The sequence below is a fragment of the Kitasatospora sp. NPDC096140 genome (assembly GCF_040303045.1).
Lineage (GTDB): Bacteria > Actinomycetota > Actinomycetes > Streptomycetales > Streptomycetaceae > Kitasatospora.
In genome coordinates this window covers 26,856-46,393 of record NZ_JBEOUW010000062.1, presented here as the reverse complement: position 1 = coordinate 46,393, position 19,538 = coordinate 26,856, and the positions used below count along the sequence as shown (strand labels likewise).

Genomic DNA, 19,538 nt, shown 5'->3' with positions numbered 1-19,538 from the left:
CCGCCCCGCCCCCCCCGCCCCCCCGGCCCCCCGCCCCCCCGGCCGGGGGGCCGCGCCCCCGCCCCCGGGGCCCCCCTGGCACGGGCCCCACCCGTACCCCGCGCACCCCGCCGCGGGGGCGCGGACCGCGGCCCCGGACCCACGGCGAGGGTCCGGGGCCGCGGCGCGCCCGGCCCGGCCGGCTCCCACCCCCGTGGGGAACCGGCCGGACGATCAGGAGGGCTCGGAGCGCTCCCGGGGTCAGTGGACGGCGGTCGGCTGCTCCCCGCTGCTCGCTCCGGCTCCGGGCCCATGTCCGTGTCCGGCCTCGCTCCGGGTCCGGGTCCGGGTGACGGCCGGGAGCGCGGCACCCGCGAGGGCGAACACGCCCGCCAGGACCGCCCAGCCGACCGCACCGTGGTCCACCACCGTCAGGCCGACCACCACCGGACCGAGCACGTGCGCCGCCGCCTGACCGCTCATGAAGACGCCCTGGTACTCACCGTGGGACCGCGGATCGGCCAGGTCCAGGCTCAGCGTCCAGCCGCCGGCCGAGGTGAGCAGCTCGCCGAGGCTGTGGACCAGGGCGCCGAGCAGGATCGCCGCCGTGGCGACCGCCGCCGGGCCGAGCTGCGCCGCCGCGTACAGCAGGCAGCCGACCGCCAGCAGCAGCGCACCCCGCAGACAGGCCCGCGCCGCCGACGGGACGTCCACGACGCCCCGGCTCGCCCGCACCTGGAACACCACCACCAGCAGGCAGTTGACCACGTTGACGGCGGCCACCACGGCCGCGGGCGCATCCGTCGCGAGGACGGTCCAGAGCGGAATCCCCACGCTGAGCAGCGCGAGCTGCAGCTCCAGGACGGCGTGCAGCGCGGCCACGAGCAGGTACCGGCGGTCGCGCAGGGCTGCGCCCCGGGTCCGCACCGGAGCGCCGGTGCCGGCATCCCGACCGTCCGTCACGTCGGCGACGGGCAGCCCCGCCAGGAGCACCGCGGCACCGAGGAAGCTGACCGCGTCCAGGACCATCACGGTCACGTAGCCCGTGTAGCTGTCCGCCTGCAGGGCCAGCGCCGCGCCGCCCGAGCCGACCACCAGACCGGCGTTCATCACCGACCGCAGCAGCGCCCGCGAGTGGACCTGCCGCTCCGCCGGGAGCACCCGGGCGATCAGCGCGCTGCGCACCGCCGCCGCGCCGCGCTCCAGCAGCGTCGCCACGCAGGCGAGCGCGACGAAGGCGGCGAAGGAGTGCACGAAGGCGTACCCGAGGACGGCGACGGCCTCCAGCGGCCCGACCACGAGCAGCAGCCGCTTGCTGCCGACCCGGTCGGCGAGCCGCCCTGCGGGCACCCCGGCGAACACCCCGCAGATGCCGGCCGCGGCGAGCCCGAGCGCCGTCCGGCCCGGGGTCAGGCCGACGGAACGGGTCAGGAACAGCACGCTGACCGTCACGAACAAACCGTTGCCGATGTTGGTCACCAGGCTCATCAGGGCGAGCCGGCGCACCAGCGGGTCATGACGGAGGAGGCGTCCGGAACTGGCCGGACGCACGGCGGTCGTAGTCATGGCAGAAGGAGACCGGGGTTCCCGAAGCCGCGGAACTCTTTTACCGTTGCGGTCAATGTTCGAGTTCCGCTTGGGCGTCGACGACCTCGCCGCCACCTGGTTCGGCTACTCCGCCCTGCAGGAGGCGGTGTTGAGCATGCGCGCCCGCCTCTGGCCGGGCCGCTACCCGGAGCAGCAGCCGTGGATCGCCGGCTGGCAGGAGCGCTACCAGACCCTGGACACCGCGCTGTTGGAGTCGATGATCGCGCCGGTCGGCTTCGTGCCCGACTTCCTCACGCCACGTCCGCTCGGCCCCCGCCCGGACTTCGCGACGGAGGTGGAGCGGCTGGCGGCCACGCCGGCCGAGGTGGTGCGGGCCGACGTGCTGGAGGCGTACCGGGGCGGCGGGAACCCGAGCCCGCTGCCGCCGGTGCTGACCGCGCTGATCGACGACCCGGCGGCCCTGGCCGCCCGGCTGGCCGAGGCGCTGGACGCGTACTGGACGCACTGCCTCGCCCCCGCCTGGTGGCCGCGCGCCCGGTCGGTGCTGGAGGCGGACATCGCCTACCGGGGGCGGATGCTCTCGGAGCGCGGGGCGGAGGGGCTGTTCGCGGACCTCGACGCCCGGCTGACCTGGCACGCCGGGGTGCTGCGCCTCGTCGACCCGCACCCGGCCGTGAAGGCGGTGGGCACCACGGTGGACGTCGCGGGGCGGGGGCTGGTGCTGATCCCCACGCTGTTCGGGCTCGGCGCGCAGACCGACGTCACCCAGGCGGGGCCGCCGCTGGTCTGCTACCCGGCCCGCGGCAAGGCGACGATGGCGGAGGGGCTGGGTGCGCAGCTGCCGTCGGCGCGGGCCGGCGCGGCGCTGGTGGGGCTCATCGGGGCGCCGCGGGCGCGGCTGCTGGTGATGCTGGAGACCCCGGCGAGCACGACGGAGCTGGCGCAGCGGCTCGGGGTCACCCCGGGCGCTGTCAGCCGCCACCTGGGCGCGCTCGCCGCGGCGGGGTTGCTGGACCGCACCCGGCACGGCCACCGCGTCCTGTACCGGCGCAGCCGGCTGGGCAACGCGCTGGTGGCGGGCGGGGACGGGTGAGGGGACGGGTGACAGGGGTGGGACCGGCGAACAGGATTCAGCTGACAACTTTCATCATCTGTCAGCTGTCATCTGTTATCCGTCGGTCGTCGGCTGAAGGTTGCCGGCCGCCGGCTGCTCCGCCTCCACCCCCCGCCCCGCCACCGTCAGGCCGAGCGCCCGATCGTCGCCAGGTAGGCGCGCCAGCCGCCGTGGTGGGTGATCTCGCGGTGGACCCCGCGCTCGACCTCCCCCCGGGCGAGCAGCATGGAGAAGCAGGCGGAGCCGTCCGCCAACGTGATGACGCCCAGCTCCAGTTCGCGCGGCTCGCCGGGCAGGATGACGTCCCGCAGCCGCTCCAGGCCGACGTCGTACAGCTCGCCCTCGATGGCGGTGTCGACGTTCGGGTCGGGCAGCAGCCCCGGGCAGACGTCCGTGCCGCCGCTGTGGTCGATGGAGAAGAAGCGGTAGCCGGGTGCGGTCCGTACGGGCCCGATCAGCGCGTCGGCGACCTTGGCGTGGAACGGGCCGCCGACCATCGCCTGGCCGTTGAAGAAGATGCGCGGCATGGGTGGACTCCTCGTGGGAAAGGCCGTTCCGTACGGCGACGAGAGGACAGGTGGATTCGTCGCCGTACGGAACGGAGTAACGGGCCGCCGGAGTGCTACAGCCTGGCAGGCGTCGGCGCCGGCAGCGGCGGACTACGTTGGTCTCAGCCCAGCAGGGGCAGCGCGGGGAGGGTCAGGAAGTCCGCGAACTCCTCGGCCAGGGCGACCTGTTCGAAGAGCTTGGCGGCCTCGCGCCAGCGGCCGGCGCTGTAGGCGTCCTCGCCCAGCTCGGCGAGGAGTTCGGCGAGCTCCGTGGCGACGAGCGCGCGGACCAGCTCGGCGGTGGCCTTCTCGCCGGTGTCGGACAGCACGACCCCGTTGTGGATCCACTGCCAGATCTGCGAGCGGGAGATCTCGGCGGTGGCGGCGTCCTCCATCATGTTGAAGATGGCGACCGCGCCCAGCCCGCGCAGCCAGGCCTCGATGTAGCGGATGCCGACCTGGACGGCGTTGTGCAGCCCCGCGTGGGTGCAGGTGCCGCCGGCGCCGGCGACGTCGAGCAGCTGGGCGGCGGTGACCGGCTCGGACGGGCCGGGGTCGTCCTTCTGGTTGGGCCGCTCGCCGAGGACCGCGTCGAAGGAGGCGCGGGCGACGGGCACCAGGTCGGGGTGGGCGACCCAGGAGCCGTCGAAGCCGTTGCCGGCCTCGCGGTCCTTGTCGGCCTTGACCTTCTCCAGTGCGGCCGCGTTGACCTCGGGGTCCTTGCGGCTGGGGATGAACGCGGCCATGCCGCCGATCGCGTGGGCGCCGCGCCGGTGGCAGGTCTGCACCAGCAGGCGGGTGTAGGCGGCCATGAACGGCGAGGCCATGGTGACGCTGTTGCGGTCCGGCAGGATGTAGTGCTCGCCGGCGTCGCGGAAGTTCTTGACGATCGAGAACAGGTAGTCCCAGCGCCCGGCGTTGAGGCCGGCCGCGTGCTCGCGCAGCTCGTAGAGGATCTCGTCCATCTCGAAGGCGGCGGTGATGGTCTCGATCAGGACGGTGGCGCGGATGGTGCCGTGCGGGATGCCGAGTTCGGCCTGGGCGTGGGTGAACACGTCGTTCCAGAGCCGGGCCTCCAGGTGGCTCTCGGTCTTCGGCAGGTAGAAGTACGGCCCGGAGTTGGGGTCGTCGGCGCCCTTGGCGAGCAGCCGGGCGGCGTTGTGGAAGAAGTACAGGCCGAAGTCGAGGAAGGCGCCGGCGACCGGGGTGCCGTCGACCAGCAGGTGGTTCTCGTCCAGGTGCCAGCCGCGCGGGCGGACCACGACGGTGGCGAGCTCGGCGGCGGGCTTGAGGGTGTAGGCCTTGCCGGCCGGGCTGGTGAAGTCGATCCGGCCCTCGTAGGCGTCGATCAGGTTGATCTGGCCGCTGACCACGTTCTCCCAGGTCGGGGAGGTGGCGTCCTCGAAGTCTGCGAGCCAGACCCGGGCCCCGGAGTTGAGGGCGTTGATGACCATCTTGCGGTCGGTCGGGCCGGTGATCTCGACCCGGCGGTCCCGGAGCGCGCGCGGCGCCTCGGCGACCTTCCAGTCCGCGGCCCGGATGTCGGCGGTTCCGGGGAGGAAGTCCAGCGTGCCGGCCGCCGCGATCTCGGCGCGTCGGGTCTTCCGCCTGGCCAGGAGTTCCTGCCGGCGGCCCTCGAAGGTGCGGTGGAGGCCGACGACGAAGGCCACGGCCTCCGGAGTGAGCACCTCCTCCGCCCGATGGACGCGCGGACCGGCGACAGTGACGACCGGAGCGGCGGGAGAGGAGGTGGTTGGGGGTACCCCCGGCCGGAGGCTGGGGGAGGGCCCCTGATCTGCAGCCATGAGCAGGACACTCCTAAGACGGTTGAGCCTGGCGAAGGGAGCTCCGGTGGGAACTTCCTCGTGTACTTCCTCGATCGATTCCCGCCTGTCGGCGAGATCGATTCTGTAAGGTGGAGACTAGTTTCCGCGATACAGAATTTCAACGGTTTGTTGAAGAGGTCGCCGGGACTCTACTCCTCCCCGACAGCGAAGGGAACGCCGGTGGTTGCGACCCCCGACACAGCATCGACGACGGGCGCCGACCGCGCGAGCGGCGGCGTGCAGTCCGTCGAACGCGCCTTCCAACTCCTGGAGGCGCTGGCCGACTCGGGCGGCGTGGCCACGCTCAGCGAGCTCTCCACCAGTTCCGGCCTCCCGATGCCGACCATCCACCGCCTGGTTCGTACCCTCGTGCAGCAGGGCTATGTCCGCCAGGACACCGCACGCCGCTACACCCTCGGCCCCCGGCTGATCCGCCTCGGCGAGACCGCCGGCCGCCTGCTCGGCAGCTGGGCCCGCCCCTACCTGGCCGAACTCATGGAGGCCACCGGCGAGACCGCGAACCTGGCGGTGCTGGAGGGCGGCGAGGTGGTGTACGTCGGGCAGGTGCAGTCGCGGCGCTCGATGCGGATGTTCACCGAGGTCGGACGGCGGGTGCAGCCGCACTGCACCGGCGTCGGCAAGGCGCTGCTCGCCCAGCTCCCCGAGGAGGAGGCGCGCGCCGTGCTCGGCCCCAACCCGCTGCCGGCGCACACCGAGTACACGGTCACCGACCCGCAGGAGCTGATGCGCCAGCTCGCCGAGGCGCGCGAGCGCGGCTACGTCGTCGACGACCAGGAGCAGGAGATCGGCGTCCGCTGCATCGCGCTCGCCGTCCCGGGCGCCCCGACGCCCACCGCCCTCTCGGTCTCCGGGCCGGAGGCGCGCATCCGGGCACTGGAGGAGCAGGCCGGCGCCGCCTCGCTGGTCCCGGTGATGCACCAGATCGCCACCCGGCTCGGGCAGGTCCTCGCGCCCTGACCCTCCGTCAACCTGCTTGGCAGTCCGGCGAGGCGGGACGATCTCGGCGGGCGAGGAAGGACCGGCGCGGCGGGCGAGGAAGGACAGTCTCGTAGAACGGGGCTGGGCCGTTGCGGAGCGGGCAGGCCGACCGCCGCCCCGCCGGGCAGGCCGACGGGCCGGCGTCCTCCGTTCGAGCGCACGGCGGGCGGGGCGGGTCGGGTCGCGCCAGGTCACGGCAGCGGCTCGGCCACCCTGGTGCCGACGCGGCCCGCGACGGTGCCGGCCGCCGGAGCACGAGAGCAGGGTGACCGGGATGAGACACCGGGATGTACGGGGTGGCGCGGACCCGCGGCGCGGCGCGAGGGTCGGGGGGTTCGGCCGGGTCGGGCTGGTCGCGGTCGTGACGGCGAGCTGCGCGGCGACGGTGCTGGCCACCGGCCCGTCCTGGGCACTGCGTCGGCCTGAGCCACGCCCGGCAGTGGACGTCGTCACGCCGAAGGCGCCGGTCGTGCCCGTCGTGCCCGTCGCGCCGGGCGCACCGGGCGCACCGGGCGGGTCCGCCGGCCCCGCGGTGTCGACGCTGCCGGCCCTGGTCGCCCAGCCGTCCCACTCCCGCCTGCAGGTGGTCCGGCTCGACCCGGAGGCGGCAGCGCCCGACGGCACCACGACGATCCACGCCTTCGTCGCCAACCGTGGCCCGGAGACCACCGCCTCCCCGTTCACGGTCGTGGTCACCCTGCCGCCGGGTGTGACCCCGGTGGGCCCGTTCTTCCCCGAGGACTGCGAGGTGTTCCAGGGCGGCCACCGGGTGCGCTGCGTCTTCGGCCCCGGGCTGAAGGAGGGGCGCAGCGCGACCGCCCTCGTCCCGGTCCGGCTGGACCCCGACCTGCCCGTGGGAACCCTGAGCGGCGGCTGGGTCGCGGTGCGCAGCGCGGACGACCAGGACGAGAGCAGCCACCGGCAGCCGTTCGACATCACGGTCGCCGAGCCGGCCGACGGCTCCTGAACCACGTCGACCCACCGGTCACCGGCCGCCGGCGAGCGGCTGCCGGCTTCCGGTGACCGGTGGGACGCCCTACCCGACTACCGGTAGACGCGGACGTAGTCGGCGGCCATGGTGATCGGAGCGGTCCCCTGCGGCGCGGGGTGGTACTGGCCCGCGCACACCGAGAGGTTGAGGATCAGGTACGCCGACCAGTTGGCGCCGACGCCCTTGCCGTCCGAGAAGACCTTCGCGCCGTTGACGTACCAGTCCACCGAGTTGGCGCCGTAGTAGGTGCCGATGGTCACCCACTGGTCCTTCGCGACGGCGCTCGCGTCGGTGTAGTACTTCGCGTTGCCGGGGTTGACGTGGTTGGTCAGCTCCAGCAGGTTCGGGTTGTCGGGGTGGTACTCGAAGGAGTCGACCTCGCCGTTGCCGTTCTTCCAGGTCCACAGGGCGGGCCAGGCGCCGGTGCCGGCGGGCAGCTTGACCCGGGTCTCGGCGTAGTCGCCGGTCTTGACCTGGAAGCCCTCGCCGGAGCCCTCGGTGGTCAGGAAGCCGGTGTTCCAGGACTGCTTGCCGTTCTCCAGGGCCGGGCCGCCGGAGGTGGCGGTGAAGGTGGCGACCCCGTTCGCGACGCTGACGTTGTTCTTGTTCAGCCAGTCCAGCTTGTTGTCGTCCGGGTTGTGGTTCCCGTACTTGTAGGCGGTGCTCTTGTCGCCGACCCAGCGCTGGCCCCAGGAGATGGCGCTGTTGAACTCGTCGGACCAGGTCAGCGACTTGCCGGCGACCGGGGAGGACGGCGCGGGGGTGGTCGCGCTCGCCGTGGCGCTGGGGCTCGGCGCGGGGGTCGCGGTGGCGCTCGGGGTCGGCGTGGCGCTCGGGGTCTGCGTGGGGGTCGGCGCCGGGGTCGGGGTGGCCGTCGGGGCCGGGGCCGGGGTGGCGGTGGCCGAGACCACCAGCTGCTGCGAGGGCAGGTTGTGCCAGACGCCGCCGAGGTCCTGCCAGAATCCGAACTCGGTGTACGTCCCGGCCGGCAGGGTGCGCGCGCCGCTGGTGAAGTTCACGCCGCTCGGGCAGATATGCACGTTGGAGGCGTTGCCGGGGAAGTCGAGGTTGGTGCCGCGCGCGTCGCGGACGCCCACGCCCACGGTCTTGGCGGTGAAGCAGGCCGAGGAGTGCAGGCCGAGCGAGGCGGTGGCGGCCTTGCCCGCGACCATGGTGGCGGGGGCGAGCCGGTCCTGGGTGACGGTCGGCGCGGTGGCCGCCTGGGCACCGGTGACGGACGGCACGCCGAGCAGGCCGGCGCCGCTGATGGCGAGCGCCCCGGTGGCGGCGAAGGCGGCGTTGCGGCCGCGGTGGGAGGGGCGGGCGTGACGCGGTGCACGGCGCCGGGCAGCAGGCTTGGGCATGAGGTGACCTCTGCGACGCCTGCGAGGTTAGCTGTCGGGTTCGGGCTGCAGTTGCCCGGCCGCCTGTGGAGCGGCTTCACCCCTAGCCTCGACCCGTACGCGCGAGCGCACGGGCCGGGCGCCGACCTTGGTTTCCCCGCTCCCGTCCGCTGTGGTGCTCGGTGACCCGCCGACGGGTGGACGGGACTCGGCGTCCCGGCGGCGGGGTCCGCCAGGGGCGGACGACCGTTGCAGGCTAGGCAGGCCGTACGTGAACGGACAACTCCGGCGGACGGGTTGTCGCGCAGCTCACAGTGGCGTCGATCAACGACGCTGTGTGGCGGCCGAGTTGATCAGTTCACGTGGCCTGGAACGATGCCCGGCGGGGTGGCTCTGCGGGTGTCCGGCCGGGCGTTCCGGTTGCGCGTTCCGGTTGCGCGTTCCGGCCGGGCGTTCAGCCGAGCCAGGCGTCCACCTGGCTCTCGGCCTCCGGCGCCCACCCGAGCTCCAGGTGGTCGAGGCCGCTCAGCAGCCGGGTGCCGCCGACCGTCGCGATGCCGGTGGTGTCCAGGGCGCTCGCCGTGAACACGATGCCGTCACTGGGCCCGCGGTTCTCGTTGAGCACGCCCGGGATGTCCGCCGACCCGCCGGCCAGCAGGTAGGTGCGCACCGCGGCCGGGATCCCGGCCTGCTGGAGCGGGGCGATCAGGGAGCCCGCGTCGATCGCCGCCTGGATGCCCTGGCCGGAGGTGTAGAACCCCTGGCCGCCGTAGTAGGTGGTCCACCAGTCCTGGGCGCTGCCGTCCACTCCGTACCTGCCGTCCCAGCGGGCGAGCAGCTGGCGCTGGCCCGGGTAGCAGTCGTACCCGCCGGCCGGCAGCACGCCGAGGCAGGGTTGCGCGGTGTACGTGCCGTAGCAGGTCATGTACAGGTGCGGGGACGGTGCGTTGGCGGTGCCGCCGCAGGCCGGCCACGTCGCCAGGTCGAACGACCAGCCGTGGGCGTAGACGTAGTCGAGCCCGCCGTTCGGCCCGCCGAGGGTGACCAGACGGCGCACGTCGCCCGCGTACGCCCGCCCCCAGGACGGCCGCACCGAGGACACGTACGCCCTGGCGGCGACCTCGCCCTTGCTCCAGGCGACCACGTCGACCTGCGGGGCCCCGAGGCGGGCCCGGATCAGCGCGATCGCGTCGCCGACGGCCTGCGCCTGGAGCAGGTTGTCACCGTGCTTGTGGGCGAAGCCGATGGCGAAGACCCGGTGGCCGGTGCCGGCGAGGTACTGGGCGAGGCCGGTGGACGGGCAGGTCGCGGCGCCGCAGGTGCCGCTCTCCCCCGGGTTCGCCCAGGCGCGGTCGGCGTTGTCGTTGGCGCCGTGGACCAGCAGGACGGGCGTGGCCCGGCTGCCGGTGTCCCAGCCGGTGGCGGAGTAGAGCAGGAAGCGGCCGGAGGAGGGCTCACCGGTGCCGAAGTACGTCCGGCGGGCTCCGTCCTGGTCGCCGCGGCCGTCGGACGGGAACTGCTCGGTGCGGAAGCCGGGGGTGGTGTCGAGGTAGCGCTCGACCTTGGCCCAGCCGTTGCCGGGGGCGGGGAAGGCGGCTTCCAGGGTGAGGGCGGCGGTGGCGGTCCCCGCTCGGGCGGAGGCGGTCCCAGCTCGGGCGGAGGCGGGGGCGGAGGTGCCGAGGAGGAGGGCGGCGAGGGCCAGTAGGACGGCGGTGAGCGTGGTGGGGGTACGTCTCACGCGGGCGTGTCTCGCGCCGGTACCGGCCGTGGGGGTGCGTCTCATGGCCGGACGGTAGGACCGGTGCGCGACGGGTGCCCATGTGCCGGTCGCACACCCGGTGAGCAGCGCTGTGGCGATCCGTACCGTGGCAAAGCGATGACCGTGTACACCCGGTCGGATAAATTGGAGGTCCGACATCTTACGCAGTGCACAACACCACCACACCGGAAACGAGGAGCCGCCCCACCATGACCGCGTCCCTGCCCGCCTTCGCCGGCCGTACCTACGTCTTCCGGGCCGACAACGGCGCGGCCTTCCGCAACACCTACTCGGCCGACGGCACGCGGCTGCGCTGGGAGGGCCTCGGCGAGTCCGCGGGCCAGTGGGAGGACGTGCGGCTGCACGTCGCCGAGGTCGCGCCGGAGATCTACTTCGTCAGCTGGACGGAGCAGAGCGGGATCACCGTCAGCCACGTGATGGACCTCAACGAGCTGACGGTCCGGGCCTTCTGGACCTTCGAGGGCGAGGGCGGACGGGTCGGGCAGCTGCACACCGGAACGCTGGAGCGCGTGGCCTGAACCGCGGGACGACCGAACCCCCCGGGCCCTGCGTTCAGGCCCCGGGGGGTTCGGTCGTTCGGACGGTCCTCAGGCGGTCGGGTTCGGGACCCTGAGGTGCTGGGACAGCCACTCCAGCGAGGACGGCAGCAGTGCGCTCCAGGTCTCGAAGTTGTGGCCGCCGTTCTCCAACATGCTGTACGAGACGTTCATCGGGCTCCGCGCGGCGTCGACGAAGGCCTCGGTCTCCCGCCGGTAGTCGCCGTCGCCCTTCTTGGTCCCGGCCAGCAGCAGGGACACGTTCGGCTGGGGCAGGTTCTTCAGCCGCCAGATCAGGTTGGCCTCGTCGCGGCGCTGCTTGCTGCCGCCGAAGAGGTCACCGGTGGTCGGGTCGTCGGCGGCGTCGTAGTAGGCCGAGAGGGCGACTGCCGTCGGGAAGACGTCCGGGTGGCGCATGGCCAACTTGAGCGCGCAGTAGCCGCCGGTCGAGTTGCCCATGAAGGCCCAGGCCTGCGGGTCCGAGGAGACCCGGAAGCTGGCCTGGATCGCCGCGGGCACGTCCTTGGTGAAGTACGTGTCGGACTGCGGGCCGTTCGGGATGTCCTCGCACTCGGTGTCCTGCGGCAGCGCGGGCGAGGGACGCATCAGGACCATGACGGTCGGCTGCATCCGGCCCTCCTGCAGCAGCTTGAGCGCCGCGCCCGGGTAGTTGAACCGAGTGATCAGGTTCTCGGCGATTCCTGGGAATCCGGTGCTGACGATGACGGCCGGGAACTGCTTGTGCGCGTACTCCGGCTGGAAGTACTGCGGGGGCAGGTAGACGTAGCCCTCGGTCGACAGCCGGCTGACCGCGCCGTCGATCCGGACCTTGCGGATCTCTCCCGACTGGCCGGGCTCACGGCCCATCGCGCCACCGCCCTTGACCGAGGCGTGGCCGATCGTCTCCACCAGGAGGCGCCCGGAGGCGTCCGCCTTGTTGTGGATCACCACCGGGCCGGTGTCGCCGGTGCCGAGCAGGTCGTCCCAACTGCTGTAGAAGGCGAAGTAGTTGTTCGCCACCAGGCCCAGGGCCGAGAGCACCGCGAGCTGGGTGACGAGGAGTGCGCCGATCCGGCCGATCACCGCCTGCCAGGTCTTCCTGGCCAGTCTCGGCCACAGCCAGACCGTGCCCCCCATCACCACGACGGCTATCAATACGGTCAGCGCCAACATCTTGTGGCTCGTCAGACCCATGTCCTGCTTGCTCCCACGCCTCGAACTCCAGTCCCCTCCGCTGGGGACATCCGAGGAGGTCACCCCGGTTCCCCCGCCGGGGCGCGATCACCAACCCTAGCGGCAGCTGGGAGAAGTCTGATGACGGCTGGGAGGTTGCGGGGAACGGCCGGACTTCAGGTTTCAGGCGACAGACAACGGATGACAGATGACAGATTTCGAAATCTGTTATCTGTCATCTGAAACCCATCTGGCGACACTCCCCCGCCCGCCCCGCGTCGGGACCCGCGCGGGCTCAGGACACCCGCTCCCAGAGCCGCAGCCCCGCCGTGAGCTCGCGCATGCACCGCGCGCCCAGGTCGTGCGGGGACCCGGGGCCGGTGGCGGGGGCGTCGGAGGAGGCCCACTGCTCCAGCGCCACCCGGATCGCCGCGGTCGCGGCGGCGGCGGCCAGCCGGATCTCCAGCGGATCGGTGCCCTCCGGACAGCGCTCGGCGAGGACGGCCCGCAGGCGCACCTCCGAGTCGGCGTGGACGCGCTGCCAGGTGCCTTCCAGGCGCGGGTCGCGGAGCAGACTGCGGGTCCACTGCATCATCTCGGCGCCCGCTTCGTCGGCCGGCGTCAGCGAAGCGACCGCCGCACTCTCCAGCGCCTGACGCAGCGGCAGGTCGGCCGAGCTCTCGGCGAGTTGCTCGACCCACTGCCGTCCGCCCGCGGCGAGCAGCGGGGCGACGGCGTCCTCCTTGACGGAGAAGTATCGGTAGAAGGTGCGCAGCGAGATGCCCGCGGCGAGGGCGATCTCCTCGGCGGTGGTGGCCTCCGCCCCTTTGTCGGCGAACAGTGCGGCAGCGGTGCGGGCGATCTCCAGCCGGGTGGCGTCACGGCGGCGCTGGTTCAGGGTCGGGCGTCCGGTCACGGGGTCAGCCTACGCGGCCGAGTGCCACTGTGGCGCATCACGCCCTCATGGCACTTCGAGACTTGTTGGCACGACGTGCCACTTGGGCGTACCGTGTCTCTTGAGGTCGAGAGACCACGAACGAACGGAGTACCACCATGGAGCGCTTCAGCGGACGGAACGTCCTGATCACCGGCGGCGGCTCGGGCATCGGCCAGGCGACCGTGCACCGGATCCTCGCCGAGGGCGGGAAGGTCGTCGCCGTCGACGTCGACGAGGACGGCCTGAAGAAGACCCTGGACCGCGCGACCGCAGACGGCACCGCGGACCGCCTGACCCTCCGGGTCCTGGACATCTCCGACGAGGCAGCCGTCGTCGCGGGCGTCGGCGCGGCGGTCGCCGAGCTGGGCGGCCTGGACGTCCTGGTCAACGCGGCCGGCATCCTCCGCGCGTCGCACACCCACGAGACCACCCTGGACTTCTGGAACAAGCTCCTCGCGGTGAACCTGACCGGCACCTTCCTGATGACCCGCGAGGCGCTGCCCGCGCTGCTCGCCGGCGGCAAGGGCGTGGTGGTCAACTTCAGCTCCACCTCCGCGACCTTCGCCCACCCCTACATGGCCGCGTACGCCGCGACCAAGGGCGGCATCCAGTCCTTCACGCACGCCATCGCCTCGGAGTACTCCAAGCAGGGCCTGCGCGCGGTCTGCGTCGCCCCGGGCAGCATCGACAGCGGCATGACCAACAACCCCGGCCTGCCCGCCGACACCGACCTCAGCCTGCTCGCCAAGCTCTCCCCCGCCCTCGGCCGGGGCTTCGCGGGCCCGGAGACGGTGGCCGGTGTGATCGCCATGCTCGCCTCCGACGACGGCGCCTTCGTCACCGGCACCGAGCTCCGCATCGACGGCGGCACCCACATGTGACCGCCGCCCCCGAACCGCGGGGCCTGTGCCATCCCCCGTACGGCACAGGCCCCGCTCGTGTTCGGCGCCCCGGCCGCGTGCCTGTGGGGCGACCCACAGCGATCGCAACTCCCGTACACCGTCCGGGGATCCGTGGAGTCCGCCGACGAGCCCGACCGGGTCGTGCGCCAGGAAGGCGGCGACGTGGTGGGCACCCGGGAGGTGGAGGCGGGCGCGCCACCGTTCCTCGCCGCCCGCTCGCCACTCGGCGAGCCCGTACGCGAAGGCGTGCGGCGCGTCGGTCAGGGCGGCGAGACGGAGGTCGCGCCAGAGCGGCCAGTCGGCGGTCGTGAGAGTTCGCAGCGTCACCATGGTCAGCACCGTAGGCAGCGCGTCCGGTGTCCGTCAGCCCGTTCCGGCACGGGCGTGACGGCCCCCGGGGATCGCTCCGTCGCCGGCGTCCCGGCGTGCAGCGAGGGCGTTGCCCAGCGCGGCGACGGCGGCCCCGAGCAGGACGAAGGCCGCCGCCGTCAGGACGCAGGCCCCGGACACCCGGCGGTAGCCGCCGTGCCGGCCGGGGTCGAGGAACACGTACGGGTACCAGTCGATCGCGTAGCCGCGCAGCAGGGCGTAGGTCAGGTACACCAGCGGGAACGCCATCCAGCCGAGCACCGTGACCGGGCGGATGCGCCGGGTGGGCGGGTCGACCAGCCAGTCGGCGAGCACGACGAGCGGCAGCACGCGGTGCACCACGTCGCTCACCCACGGGATCGTCTGCTGCTCCGGATACGTCGCGAGCTGCGTGCCGTAGAACAGCCCGGTGACCACCAGGTAGAGCACGACCGCCCCGCGCACCTCGTCCGGCACCGGGCGGCGTCCGGTCAGGCCCGCCCAGCCGCTGTATCCCAGGACGGCGATGCCGGCGAGGGCGCTGAGGTTGGTGAAGTAGCTGAAGAAGTTCACCACCCCGGGGGAGTCGGTCGCCGCGCGGTAGCCGGAGAAGCAGAGGGCGACGGCGACGAGGGCCGCGACGGCGAGCCGGGCGGGTGCGAGCCACGAGTGGGCCGGTTGTGCGGGCATCGTCGGGACCGCCTCTCTGAGGGCGCCCCTCATCCGGCTGGAGGGCTATTCGGATTCAAACCCGGGCGGGAGGAGTCGGCCACAGGAGCGCGGGTGAGCGGCGCGCCTCCTGCCCGGGTCTGCCGAGGTCACGGCGTGCGCCAGTCCGCGGCGAAGGCGGCCGCCGGGTTGGCGGTGAGGAGCAGCTCGGGCAGCTCGGGACCGAAGGTGCGGGCGAGGCGCGGGGCGAGGTCGGTGAGCAGACGGGTCGGGCCGCCGGCCTGTCGGGCGGTACGGGTCGTGGTGTCGGCGCCCAGCAGCAGCTGGCCGGCGTGCCCCGCCTCGACCAGGTCGGCGATCACGTCGAAGGCCTGCAGGTCGGCCGGGTGGCCGGAACGCGAGGGACTGTCCAGCGCGAGGTGGACTCCCGCGGCGGCGAGACTGCGGTACACGGCGCGGTCGGGGAAGCGGGTGAGGTGCCCGAGGATGATCCGGTCGGGCCGGACTCCGTTCCGGCTGCTGAGCCGGAACAGGACCTCGTGCGGATCTCCGTCGGGTTCGAGGTGGACGGCGATCGGCGCGCCGGTGGCGTGGTGGGCCTCGGCGGCTGCGGCCATCGTCCGGCGGGTGTGCGGGGTGGCGGGGCCGGCGTCGTCGGCGACCTTGATCAGCCCGGCCCGGACGGCGCCGGATGCGGTGGGCACACCCGGCACACCGGGCACGCCGACGGTGTCCGGGGACGGCTCGGCGCCCGGCAGTCCGGTGGTGAGCTCGGCGACGAACCGTGCGGCGAGGTCGTCGGGGGCGGGGTCGGTGCCTGGCGGGTAGTGCACCGCCTGGTGCGCGCCGGTGGCGGCGACGACGTGGACGCCGGTCGTGCGGGAGAGGGCGGCGAGGGAGTCCGCGCCCCGGCCCATGCCGAACGGGGTCCACTGCACGAAGGCCCGGCCGCCGACAGCCGCGTAGGCGCGCAGGACGTCCTCGGCGGCAGCCGGATCGTCCAGCTCCTGTCCGGGGAGCAGCGGGCTGCGGATGAACAGGTGGTCGTGCGAGTCGGTGATGCCGAGGTGGGCGGGATCGAGGTCGCCGAGGACGGTACGGACGGTGCGGCTCATGCTTCGTCCTCGGGGGTCTCGGGGGTCTCGGGGGCGTCAGGGGTTTCCGAGGTCTCGGAGGTCTCGGGGCCGGGGGCGGGCGCCGGGTCGGCGGCGGCTTCCGCGAAGGTGGCGGTCGCGACGCGCAGGCCGGCCAGGGCCTTGGGGAGCCCGACGTAGGGGGCGAGGTGGAGGATGACCTCGGTGACCTCCTCCCTCGTCATGCCGATCCGCAGGCTGTAGCGGACGTGGTCGGCGAGCTGGGGATCCACGCCGCCGAGGGCGGTGAGGGCGGCCAGATTGGCGATCTGCCGGTCGCGCAGGGCGAGTCCGGGGCGCTGGTAGGTGCCGCCGAAGAGGCTGGTGACGATCCAGTCGGGGAAGCCCGGCGCGAGCGCGTCCAGGCCCCCGAGGGTGGCGGCGGCGCCCGGGCCGGCGAGTTCGGCGAGCAGGGCGTAGCCGGCTTCCCGGTCGAGTGGCGCGGGGGTGAGCGGGGCGGCGGTGAGCGGGGCATTGGTGAGCGGGGCGGAAGTCATCGGGGTGTCCTGGCCTTTCACCAGTGGCGACCGGTCGGCAGCCGGTCGAGTTCGGGGCGGGAGAGGTGCAGCACCTGGTAGCGAGTGCCGGGCGCGTCCTGCGGGGCCGGGCCGCGCCACAGGGCGAGGCGGAGCAGTTCCCAGCGGCTCGGGTCCACGGCGACGGCGGCGGTGTGCAGGGCGGGGTCCGCGGGGAGTTCGGCGAGGGCCCGCTCGACGGCCTCGGCCGGGTCGACGGCTTCCGGCAGCCGTACGGTGTCGCGGGTGGCGGTGGTCGGGTCGGCCTCCCCCGCAACGCCCGCTCCGCCGTGCGCCAGCCCCGATCCGAGCCAGTGGTGGACGACCGGGCGGCCGAAGTCGGCGCTCAGGCCACGGAAGCCCGGGCCCCAGAGGAAGCTGTTCATGCCCTCGGCGGTGCGCCAGAGGTAGAACGGCGCGTACTGGTTGACCGGGGAACCGTCCCGGCCGCGCTCGCGGACCAGGTACGCCTTGAGGCCGAGGCCCGGGTGGGCGTCGAGCAGATGGCCCTTGTCGGCGACGCGCTTGCGGATGATGCCCATGTCGTAGTCGGCGGGGAGGGTGATCTCGTACTGCATGGCGTGCACGGCGGGGCTCCTCGGGGTCGGTGGGGCGACGTCGGGCCGTCGGCCGGGGGTGCCTTCGGTCGGTCCGGTTCGGCCGGCTCAAGCGGTTCGGCCGGCTCAAGCGGTTCGGCCCGTCAGGCCGTCCGGTGTGCCACCAGCAGGCCGAGGGCGCCGCGGACGGCCTGGTCGAAGGGCTCGGCGCTGTCGGCGGCGCGCGCCAGCACGTAGCCGCCCTGGACGACGGCGACCACGGCGGCGGCGGTGTCGGCCGGGTCGAGCCCGGGGGCGAACTCGCCGCCCGCCTGGCCTTCGGCCACCAGGTCGGCGATCCGGCCGCGCAGCCAGTCGAAGGTCTCCTCGACGGGGGCGCGCAGCTGCGGGTCGGCGATCACGTCCGGGTCCTGGGCCATCCGGCCGATCCGGCAGCCGCGCAGGACGTCGCGGTCACGGCGCAGGTACGAGGCGATCCGGTCGTAGGCGCTGCCGGGGGCGGCGAGGTCGGCCTCGGCGATGCCCCGGATCTCCCCGGCGCTTCGGCGCAGGGCGACGGCGGCGAGGTCGGGCTTGCCGGTGAAGTGGTGGTACATGCTGCCCTGGCCGACGCCGGAGCGCTGCTGGATGGCCTTCGGGCTGGTGCCGACGTAGCCGCGCTCCCAGAGGAGGGCCTGGGTGCTCTCTATGAGGCGGTCCTGAGTGCTCATGCGGATCACTGTACATACCAGTAGGTACAAACAGCCAGCCCTCTTCCGGATCCGATTTCCGGCTTCTTCCGAACGGGCTTCCGACTTCCGACCTTCGGCTTCCGACCTTCGGCTTCCGACTTCCGGGGCGATTCCCGGAAGCGCCTTCGGCCGCCGAACGATTGAGGGCCGTGCGCCGCCCCCCGGCGGCCACGGCCCCTCGACCGTTCGTCATCCCCCGTACCACCGAGGGGCATTCCGGCCCGACCGGTGGCGCGCGTCACGTCACACACGGTTGTCGGCATCACGCCCCGTAGGGGGTGCACGGCGCGCTGCGCGGGCGGACGGCGGAGCGTCAGCCGAGGGCGCTCGCGCCGGATCGCGGGAGCCACCCCGCCCGCGAGCAGCTCCAGTTGCTCGCGCCGCGCTCCACTCGGCGTGCGCACCGACGGTCCTCCGCACGGACGGGCACCGGCCGGAATCGGGGCGAAGCCTTGATCGATCGGGGGCGGCTGGCAAGATGTCCGGCATGAACTACCTCGCCGCGGATGACCGCTATGCCTCGATGACCTACCGGAAGGCCGGGCGCAGCGGCGTCCAGCTGCCCGCCGTCTCGCTCGGGCTCTGGCACAACTTCGGTGACGCCCAGCCGCTGGAGGTGCAGCGGGCCGTGCTGCGCCGGGCCTTCGACCGGGGCGTCACGCACTTCGACCTGGCGAACAACTACGGCCCGCCGTACGGCAGCGCCGAGCGCAACTTCGGCTACCTGTTCGCCCAGGACTTCCGGCCGTACCGGGACGAGCTGTTCATCGCGACCAAGGCCGGCTGGGACATGTGGCCCGGCCCGTACGGCAACGGCGGGAGCCGCAAGTACCTGCTGGCCAGCCTCGACCAGTCCCTGGAGCGGATGGGGCTGGACTACGTCGACGTCTTCTACTCGCACCGCTACGACCCGGACACCCCGATCGAGGAGACGATGGGGGCGCTGGACAGCGCGGTGCGCTCGGGGAAGGCGCTGTACGCGGCGATCTCCAACTACCCAGCGGAGCAGCACCGGGAGGCGGTGGCGATCCTGCGGGAGCTGGGGACGCCGGTGCTGATGAACCAGTCGGCGTACTCGATCCTCAACCGGTCCGTCGAGGAGGGCGGCGTGCTGGACGCGGTGGGCGACACCCAGACCAGCCTGATCGCCTACTCGCCGCTGGCCCAGGGGCTGTTGACGGACCGTTACCTCACCGGCGACGTGCCGGCGGGCTCGCGGATGTCGGTCGGGAAGTTCCTGACCGAGGAGGCGCTGACCAGGCAGAAGCTGGAGCAGCTGCGGGCGCTGAACAAGATCGCCGAGGGGCGCGGGCAGTCGCTGGCGCAGCTGGCGCTGTGCTGGGTGCTGCGGGACCCGCGGGTGGTGTCGGTGATCATCGGCGCGAGCAGCGTGGCCCAGCTGGACCAGAACCTCGACGCACTGGCCGGTGGGCCACTGACGGCGGAGGAGCTGGCGGAGATCGACCGGCTGAGCCGGTGAACCGCCCGTCGGTCCGATCGCCGGCCCGCTGGGGCGGCGAGCGGTAGCTGACGGCGAGCGGGCAACAGATGACAGCCGACAGATTTCAACATCTGTCGGCTGTCATCTGTTCTCTGTCATCTGTTCTCTGTCATCTGTCCGTGGTGAGGTGCCCGGGGCGTCGATGAGTTCGGCATCCTTCAGGGTGAGCCCGGCGAGCGCAAGTGCGCCATGGAAGCCGGCCAGGCCGCGCACCCACCGGACGCCGATGACGATTCCACGATGCGGGACAATGTGCCGCATTCCGCACAGGCGCCCGGGCTCGGGAGGTGCTGGCCTGGCGACGACGCGCGCCGGAAGTGACACCGCTCCACGGCAGCCGAAGCGAAAGCCGAACCTTGCCACATCATGGGATCCACTGCTCGTCGATGCCATTCCATTCGCAACGTC

18 protein-coding genes and 1 riboswitch are annotated in these 19,538 nt (G+C 73.2%); of the genes, 6 read left to right on the top strand and 12 right to left on the bottom strand.

Going from position 1 to position 19,538, the window contains the following annotated elements; all coding sequences use genetic code 11:
• Positions 1-240: 240 nt before the first annotated feature.
• On the bottom strand, positions 241-1,545 hold the full coding sequence (locus ABT048_RS38230; protein WP_350526241.1) for an MFS transporter: 1,305 nt from the start codon (positions 1,543-1,545) through the stop codon (positions 241-243).
• Between the two features lie 55 nt (positions 1,546-1,600).
• On the opposite strand from ABT048_RS38230, the gene ABT048_RS38225 reads away from it, so the two are divergent.
• Positions 1,601-2,620 (top strand): helix-turn-helix domain-containing protein, encoded by a 1,020-nt coding sequence (locus tag ABT048_RS38225; RefSeq protein WP_350526240.1) that lies wholly within the window; start codon positions 1,601-1,603, stop codon positions 2,618-2,620.
• Positions 2,621-2,766: 146 nt separating this feature from the next.
• Here ABT048_RS38225 and ABT048_RS38220 read toward each other — a convergent pair whose 3' ends face one another.
• Together ABT048_RS38220 and aceB are read right to left on the bottom strand one after the other, a co-directional pair.
• Entirely contained in the window at positions 2,767-3,168 is a 402-nt protein-coding gene (locus ABT048_RS38220) for an allophanate hydrolase-related protein (RefSeq protein WP_350526239.1), read from the bottom strand.
• Positions 3,169-3,311: 143 nt separating this feature from the next.
• Positions 3,312-4,994 carry a malate synthase A gene (gene aceB / locus ABT048_RS38215; protein WP_350526238.1) on the bottom strand — a complete coding sequence of 561 codons (1,683 nt, stop codon included), beginning with the start codon at positions 4,992-4,994 and terminating at the stop codon, positions 3,312-3,314.
• Positions 4,995-5,195: 201 nt separating this feature from the next.
• Here aceB and ABT048_RS38210 point away from each other — a divergent pair, with 201 nt between their 5' ends.
• Positions 5,196-5,993: an IclR family transcriptional regulator gene (locus tag ABT048_RS38210; RefSeq protein ID WP_350526237.1), complete on the top strand. Its 798-nt coding sequence runs from the start codon at positions 5,196-5,198 to the stop codon at positions 5,991-5,993.
• A gap of 295 nt (positions 5,994-6,288) precedes the next feature.
• Positions 6,289-6,981 (top strand): hypothetical protein, encoded by a 693-nt coding sequence (locus ABT048_RS38205; protein WP_350526236.1) that lies wholly within the window; start codon positions 6,289-6,291, stop codon positions 6,979-6,981.
• 77 nt (positions 6,982-7,058) lie between these two features.
• On the opposite strand, the gene ABT048_RS38200 is transcribed toward ABT048_RS38205, so the two are convergent.
• Positions 7,059-8,369, bottom strand: coding sequence for a hypothetical protein (locus ABT048_RS38200; protein WP_350526235.1), 1,311 nt, complete (start codon positions 8,367-8,369; stop codon positions 7,059-7,061).
• 1 nt (position 8,370) lies between these two features.
• Positions 8,371-8,500: riboswitch (cyclic di-AMP (ydaO/yuaA leader) on the bottom strand.
• Between the two features lie 302 nt (positions 8,501-8,802).
• Entirely contained in the window at positions 8,803-10,086 is a 1,284-nt protein-coding gene (locus tag ABT048_RS38195) for an esterase/lipase family protein (RefSeq protein ID WP_350526234.1), read from the bottom strand.
• Between the two features lie 230 nt (positions 10,087-10,316).
• Between ABT048_RS38195 and ABT048_RS38190 the strand changes: the two genes are divergently transcribed.
• Positions 10,317-10,646, top strand: coding sequence for a phenolic acid decarboxylase (locus ABT048_RS38190; RefSeq protein ID WP_350526233.1), 330 nt, complete (start codon positions 10,317-10,319; stop codon positions 10,644-10,646).
• A 69-nt stretch (positions 10,647-10,715) separates the two neighbouring features.
• On the opposite strand, the gene ABT048_RS38185 is transcribed toward ABT048_RS38190, so the two are convergent.
• Complete coding sequence (locus tag ABT048_RS38185; protein ID WP_350526232.1) at positions 10,716-11,858, bottom strand: alpha/beta hydrolase; 1,143 nt, start codon at positions 11,856-11,858, stop codon at positions 10,716-10,718.
• Positions 11,859-12,132: 274 nt separating this feature from the next.
• Positions 12,133-12,753, bottom strand: coding sequence for a TetR family transcriptional regulator (locus tag ABT048_RS38180; RefSeq protein WP_350526231.1), 621 nt, complete (start codon positions 12,751-12,753; stop codon positions 12,133-12,135).
• 137 nt (positions 12,754-12,890) lie between these two features.
• Between ABT048_RS38180 and ABT048_RS38175 the strand changes: the two genes are divergently transcribed.
• The gene (locus tag ABT048_RS38175; protein WP_350526230.1) at positions 12,891-13,655 is read left to right on the top strand and encodes an SDR family NAD(P)-dependent oxidoreductase; all 765 of its coding nucleotides are present in this window, start codon (positions 12,891-12,893) and stop codon (positions 13,653-13,655) included.
• Between the two features lie 384 nt (positions 13,656-14,039).
• Here ABT048_RS38175 and ABT048_RS38170 read toward each other — a convergent pair whose 3' ends face one another.
• The 5 genes from ABT048_RS38170 to ABT048_RS38150 form a co-directional block, all read right to left on the bottom strand.
• The gene (locus ABT048_RS38170) at positions 14,040-14,714 is read right to left on the bottom strand and encodes a Pr6Pr family membrane protein (RefSeq protein ID WP_350526229.1); all 675 of its coding nucleotides are present in this window, start codon (positions 14,712-14,714) and stop codon (positions 14,040-14,042) included.
• Between the two features lie 128 nt (positions 14,715-14,842).
• On the bottom strand, positions 14,843-15,808 hold the full coding sequence (locus tag ABT048_RS38165; RefSeq protein WP_350526228.1) for a phosphotriesterase family protein: 966 nt from the start codon (positions 15,806-15,808) through the stop codon (positions 14,843-14,845).
• A complete protein-coding gene (locus tag ABT048_RS38160; protein ID WP_350526227.1) occupies positions 15,805-16,323 on the bottom strand; it encodes a carboxymuconolactone decarboxylase family protein in 519 nt (172 codons plus the stop codon). The genes ABT048_RS38165 and ABT048_RS38160 overlap by 4 nt, the downstream gene beginning before the upstream one ends.
• A 17-nt stretch (positions 16,324-16,340) precedes the next feature.
• Positions 16,341-16,928 (bottom strand): DUF4865 family protein, encoded by a 588-nt coding sequence (locus tag ABT048_RS38155; RefSeq protein WP_350526226.1) that lies wholly within the window; start codon positions 16,926-16,928, stop codon positions 16,341-16,343.
• Between the two features lie 113 nt (positions 16,929-17,041).
• The gene (locus ABT048_RS38150; protein WP_350526225.1) at positions 17,042-17,608 is read right to left on the bottom strand and encodes a TetR/AcrR family transcriptional regulator; all 567 of its coding nucleotides are present in this window, start codon (positions 17,606-17,608) and stop codon (positions 17,042-17,044) included.
• A 508-nt stretch (positions 17,609-18,116) separates the two neighbouring features.
• Here ABT048_RS38150 and ABT048_RS38145 point away from each other — a divergent pair.
• The gene (locus tag ABT048_RS38145) at positions 18,117-19,109 is read left to right on the top strand and encodes an aldo/keto reductase (protein ID WP_350526224.1); all 993 of its coding nucleotides are present in this window, start codon (positions 18,117-18,119) and stop codon (positions 19,107-19,109) included.
• Positions 19,110-19,538: the final 429 nt, after the last annotated feature.